The following is a 5,105-nucleotide window of genomic DNA, read 5'->3' on the forward strand; positions in this document are numbered from 1 at the left end:
ACCTCGAGCAGAACAACATCATCAAGCTGTTCTCGGTGATGGCCGTGGTCCTGATGCCGCCGACTTTGATCGCCTCGATCTACGGCATGAACTTCAAGGTGATGCCGGAGCTCGAATGGACCCACGGCTATCCGATGGCGCTGATCATGATGGTTGGGGCGGCGGTCCTACCTTACTATATCTTCAAGCTGAAGAAGTGGCTGTAATGGCTTGAAGCAATCGGGCCCTAAGGACGAACCTGATCCGCAGTGCCGTCATCGAGAAGGCCGAAAGGCAATTGCTCGGGCAGTGTGCAGGATTTGCCGGGTCGCATTGCCCCACATCCAGCGGCCACCAGCATTGCCGAATGCTTCGAAAGCTGGCTGACATCAGCGCGTATGAATTGCTGAGGTCGCGTCCCGTTTTTCGCGACCGCGATTCACGTTCGCTTCATCTGCGCGCGACGGTTTGGCAAACGATGGCGAAACTATCATTCGGACTTCTCGCCGCTGCAAAGCCGCCCCAATTCCTCAGCTAAAATTTGAGGAGTGCGCTGAACGTTTGGTCGAAACTTCTCTGCGATAAGCCGCAGAGAGCACGAGCATGACGACGCTGTTCGCGTTGCGTGAGACGCCCGCTCGAAAGTGGAAGGCGCGTTCACCGCGCCTTAGCCAAGAGGCAGCAATGGTTGAGAAACGCACAACGGCATCGGATAACGTGGTCGAGCTTGCCGCCTATCAGCGCGGTCGCATCGCTGCTACGGCGTTTGCGTTATCGCCGCGGAGCTGCTGCTATTGCGGGGCCGAGCTCGAAGATGGCGAGCGCGAGGAGGAATGCTCCGGCGCGCTCAACGTCGATACCGCGCGCCTGCGCTGGCGCGCCGCCCAGATCCTGCGTGGCCTGGTCTGACCGCCTGCCAGGGCTTGCTTTCTGATATTTGCTTCATCGTGCGGAGCGAGCAGCGAGGGCTATCCCTCACACATGCTGCCCGCCATTGATATGGATCTCGGCGCCGTTCACGTAAGAGCTGGTCTCCGTGCACAGCACGTAGATGATCTTGGCGACCTCGTCGGGGGTACCGAGCCGATGCATCGGGATCTGCTCGGCGACGATCTTCTCAGTGCCGGGCGACAGGATCGAGGTATCGATCTCGCCCGGCGCGATCGAGTTGACGCGCACGCCGACGCGGCCGAAGTCGAATGCCATTTCTCGCGTCAGCGCTGCAAGCGCCGCCTTTGAGGTCGCATAGGCCGCGCCCGCGAACGGATGCACGCGCGAGCCCGCGATCGAGGTGACGTTGACGACCGAGCCCTTCACCGCCTTCAGCTGCTCGATCAGTCCGCGTGCCATCATGATCGGAGCGAAGAAGTTGACGCGGAAGACGTGATTCCAGGTCTCGAGGTCGGTGTCGACGCTGCCGAGCCGCGAGCCATCAGCGCCCTTCGGCGAGATCGCGGCGTTGTTGACCAACGCGTGCAGCGCGTTGCCGTCGAGCCGCTGCTTGATCTCCTCGATCCCGCGCAGCGTGTCACTGGGATCGGCGAGGTCGACCTGGATGTGGTCCTCGGGGCCGCCGTCCCAGGGGCATTCTTCGGGAAACGGGTGCCGCGAGCAGGTGATGACGCGCCAGCCCGCTGACGAGAAGCGGATCACGGTGGCATGGCCGATGCCCCGGCTGGCGCCGGTCAGGATCATCGTTCGTCGTGGCTGGTTGGAGGCGGTCGCCATAAGGACTTTCTCTGGTTCTTTCTGTCGCCGGCCGATCTACCGGAAAGCGCATCTCTCGGCTTATTGCACGGTCATTCCATCACGATGCGTAGCATCCGAACTGTGGTGCGCAATCGCGCAACTGAGAATCTCGAGATTCCTCGATACGCAATTGCGCACCTGTGGTTCGGCCCTTCGGACCGTCCCGGAATGACAAGACTTACGGATACATCCGTACCTTCTCCCATGCGCCCTCAGGCACGTCGCGGCGGAATTCGATGCGATCGTGCAGGCGGAACGGACGGTCGTGCCAGAACTCGATGCGCAAGGGCGCGATGCGCCAGCCGCTCCAGCCGGGCGGACGCGGCACTTCGCCGATGATGTATTGCGCGGTCACCTTGGCGATCGCCTGCTCGAAGGCGAACCGGCTCTCCAGCGGCTCGGATTGCTTGCTCGCCCAGGCCCCGAGTTGCGCCTGTTTCGGGCGAGTGGCGAAATAGGCGTCCGCTTCCGCGTCGGTCACTGGCGCGACCGGCCCGCGGATACGCACCTGCCGACGCAGCGATTTCCAATGAAAGAGTAAAGCGGCCTTAGGATTTGCGGCGAGTTCGTGGCCTTTCTGACTGGCCTTGTGGCTGTAGAACACGAAGCCCGCCTCGTCGTAGCCCTTCATCAGCACCATGCGGACGTCGGGCAGGCCCGTCGCGTCCACCGTCGACAGTGCCATCGCGTTGGGATCGTTGGGCTCGCTCTTGGTGGCCTCCGCAAGCCACTCGGCAAACAGCGCAAACGGCTCGCCGGCCGCGGTGAAATCGGCGGAGTGACCTGATGTTAAGGTTGTCTGGTGTTTGATGGTCGTGGGGTCGGTCATGGAGGGGAGTCCAGGTTTTGCGTTCACCCGCGGCCAGAAGCGCGCTGCAGTGCCGTTCCGTTCCGGTCCTATATAGGGCATCGGTCCGGATTGGCCTATCGGCGATCGGTCCTGCCGGCACCGCGCTTACACTTATTCTGATCGCTCTGTCGGGGGCAGGATGCAGCATGTCCCACTCCGAAAATGCGTTTGCCAGCATGCAGGGCGGTGACCTCACCGGCTCGATCGGACCGAAGCAGGCATCATCCGTGCCGACGGACGCCGATCTCGCTTTTGCCCGCAATGCGGCTTCCGATGTTCTGACCCGTGGTGACAAGGATTCCAGCCAGCCCTGGCAAAATCCGCAGAGCGGCGCGCACGGTTCGGTGACCCCGATCGCGAGTTCTTATGCGGATAATGACGGCCGCTCCTGTCGCGACGTCCTGGCGAGCTATGTCAATGGCCATACCGAGCGCTGGCTTCAGGGCTCGGCCTGCCGCACCCCGCGTGGCCATTGGGAGATCCGCACCCTGAAGCCGTGGAAACAGGGCTGAAACCGCGCTGGAACCCGTTGCAAAAATACAACGGACTCCCCAGATGAAATGCAAAGCGGGCGCGGAGCCCATAGGTTAGTATCTGATTTTCTTCAAGGAGACGTGACGGATGCGCGACCCCTATGAGGTCTTGGGGGTGCCGCGGAGCGCTACCCCTGCGGCCATCAAGAGCGCTTATCGCAAGCTCGCCAAGAAGCACCACCCGGACAGCAACAAGGACGACCCCAAGGCTTCGGCAAGGTTTGCCGAGATCAACACCGCGAACGAGATTCTCGGTGATGAGGACAAGCGCAAGCAGTTCGACCGCGGTGAGATCGACGCTGACGGCAAGCCGCGCTTCCAGGGCTTTCCGGGCGGCGGTGGCGGTCGTGCGTCGCCGGGCGGTGGTTTCGAGAGCTACACGTTCCGCAGCGGTGGCGGCGCTGGGCCCGGCGGTGGCGGCTTCGAGGACATCCTCAACAGCATGTTCGGCGGCGCGGCGCGCGGTGCGCGCCCGGGCGGCGGCCAATTTGACTTCGACACCGGCGGCATCGGGCTTGATCTCGATCTCAACGTCTCGATGTCGGTGACGCTCGAGGAGTCCGTCGCCGGTGGCGAGAAGCGGGTGCGGTTGCCGAACGGTAAGGAGCTCAACGTCAAGATTCCGGCTGGGGTCACCGCCGGCCAGCAGATCCGGCTGAAGGGACAGGGCGAGAGCGCACCCGGTCACCGACCGGGCGACGTCCTGATCACGATCCAGATCACACCGCACCCTTACTTCAAGGTCGAGGGCAGCGACATCAAGCTGGACCTGCCGATCACGCTCTATGAGGCCGTGCTCGGCGCCAAGGTGCGGGTGCCGACGCTCGGCGGCGCGGTGGAGTTTCCGATTCCGAAAAATACCTCCAGCGGCCGCACCTTCCGCCTCAAGGGCAAGGGCCTGCCGAAGGCGGGTGGGGCTGGCGATCTGTTTGTCACGACCCGCATCATGCTACCTGATGGCAATGATGCCGAGCTCGAAACCTTGATGCAGAAGTGGCGCGACCGTCACCCCTATAATCCGCGTAGCAATCTCGGCTAATTCTTCAATCTCAACGTGCGTCGTCGGGCCCTGAATATGGGACCGGCGGCATACGGCTGTTCGAGGAAGCAGTCGGGAAAAAAGTGCGGCCTCGAGAGGGGGACCAGCGCGGTACAAAACCCCAATCGAGGCCGCTTGCGTGTCGATCGGCGGATCGAACGCTTCTCATTTTTTCGTGAGTTTTCGGTGCGATATTGAGACGCGCCGGTGACTTGATTGAAGACTTTCAATGTCCGAATTTGGACATTCGCGTTCAGCGTGTTGTCGCTTGGGCCGCACGTCGCCGCTGCTCGGCGGCTGCCGCAACATGGATTGTCTGGCGACTAACGGATTTTTGGCGGCGCCCGTCTTGCCAAAGCGCGTTGCATGCAACGCGCGCGTGTTATCCCCCCATCTTCTCGGCTTGGTCATAAACCAGCCGCGCAACCTGCGTCAGGCGCTCGCGGTCACTGCCGCCGCTGACGACATAGCCCACGCCGCGATCGGCCCAGAACAGTGCGCCGGTACTACCCTCGGTGGTATAGCGCATCTGCGTTTCATCAGTCGTGGCCTTGGCCGCGTAGATGGTGAAGCGCTCGCCGGACGGGCCTTCATACATCAGGAACGAGGCCGGGCCGCTCGGCCCCGGCAGCAGGCGGCCGCCGACCAGCTTCAATCCGGCAGCCTCGAGCTCTGGCGCGTTCACAGACCGGCCGCAACGGCGGGTCAGCCATTGCTGCAGATGGGTCTTCTCGTCGCCCGGCACCTCGACCGGATGGCGCACCTCGACGACATAGAGCTTGTGCGCGTCCAGCGCGTCATCGGTGATATTCTGGAACAGGGACGGCACCGACCTCGCGCCGTGCGCCACCCAGCCGGCCGCGCCGCCCGCCACAAAGGCCACGAGGCTCGCCGCAATGGCGCCATAGATCCAGCGGCGTGGCTGCCGCACCAGCCGCTCCAGCTCCAGCCGCTG

Annotated in this window: 7 protein-coding genes; 4 read left to right on the forward strand and 3 right to left on the reverse strand. The window is 63.0% G+C overall.

What is annotated here, in order from left to right; all coding sequences use genetic code 11:
* Both WA702_RS06755 and WA702_RS06760 read left to right on the forward strand, forming a co-directional pair.
* Positions 1–206, forward strand: a 206-nt coding sequence (locus WA702_RS06755; RefSeq protein ID WP_425109759.1) for a CorA family divalent cation transporter, incomplete at its 5' end; no start/stop codon positions are given.
* 376 nt (positions 207–582) lie between these two features.
* A complete protein-coding gene (locus WA702_RS06760; RefSeq protein WP_425109760.1) occupies positions 583–888 on the forward strand; it encodes a hypothetical protein in 306 nt (101 codons plus the stop codon).
* Between the two features lie 66 nt (positions 889–954).
* Here the strand turns inward: WA702_RS06760 and WA702_RS06765 are convergent, their stop codons facing one another.
* Together WA702_RS06765 and pdxH are read right to left on the reverse strand one after the other, a co-directional pair.
* Entirely contained in the window at positions 955–1,707 is a 753-nt protein-coding gene (locus tag WA702_RS06765) for an SDR family NAD(P)-dependent oxidoreductase (RefSeq protein ID WP_425109761.1), read from the reverse strand.
* A gap of 199 nt (positions 1,708–1,906) precedes the next feature.
* Positions 1,907–2,557 (reverse strand): pyridoxamine 5'-phosphate oxidase, encoded by a 651-nt coding sequence (gene pdxH, locus WA702_RS06770; RefSeq protein ID WP_425109762.1) that lies wholly within the window; start codon positions 2,555–2,557, stop codon positions 1,907–1,909.
* A gap of 167 nt (positions 2,558–2,724) precedes the next feature.
* On the opposite strand from pdxH, the gene WA702_RS06775 reads away from it, so the two are divergent.
* Together WA702_RS06775 and WA702_RS06780 are read left to right on the forward strand one after the other, a co-directional pair.
* Complete coding sequence (locus tag WA702_RS06775; RefSeq protein WP_425109763.1) at positions 2,725–3,090, forward strand: RT0821/Lpp0805 family surface protein; 366 nt, start codon at positions 2,725–2,727, stop codon at positions 3,088–3,090.
* 109 nt (positions 3,091–3,199) lie between these two features.
* Positions 3,200–4,150 (forward strand): DnaJ C-terminal domain-containing protein, encoded by a 951-nt coding sequence (locus tag WA702_RS06780; RefSeq protein WP_425109764.1) that lies wholly within the window; start codon positions 3,200–3,202, stop codon positions 4,148–4,150.
* Positions 4,151–4,532: 382 nt separating this feature from the next.
* Here WA702_RS06780 and WA702_RS06785 read toward each other — a convergent pair.
* Positions 4,533–5,105: anti-sigma factor family protein (locus WA702_RS06785; protein WP_425109765.1), on the reverse strand; the 573-nt coding region annotated here is incomplete at its 5' end.

This window comes from Bradyrhizobium sp., from assembly GCF_049798375.1.
Taxonomy (GTDB): Bacteria; Pseudomonadota; Alphaproteobacteria; order Rhizobiales; family Xanthobacteraceae; genus Bradyrhizobium.

Excerpts from the sequence above, each read along its gene's own strand:
- WA702_RS06760 (WP_425109760.1), top strand. The coding sequence starts at position 583 with ATGACGACGCTGTTCGCGTTGCGTGAGACGCCCGCTCGAAAGTGGAAG.
- WA702_RS06765 (WP_425109761.1), bottom strand. The coding sequence starts at position 1,707 with ATGGCGACCGCCTCCAACCAGCCACGACGAACGATGATCCTGACCGGC.
- pdxH (WP_425109762.1), bottom strand. The coding sequence starts at position 2,557 with ATGACCGACCCCACGACCATCAAACACCAGACAACCTTAACATCAGGT.
- WA702_RS06775 (WP_425109763.1), top strand. The coding sequence starts at position 2,725 with ATGTCCCACTCCGAAAATGCGTTTGCCAGCATGCAGGGCGGTGACCTC.
- WA702_RS06780 (WP_425109764.1), top strand. The coding sequence starts at position 3,200 with ATGCGCGACCCCTATGAGGTCTTGGGGGTGCCGCGGAGCGCTACCCCT.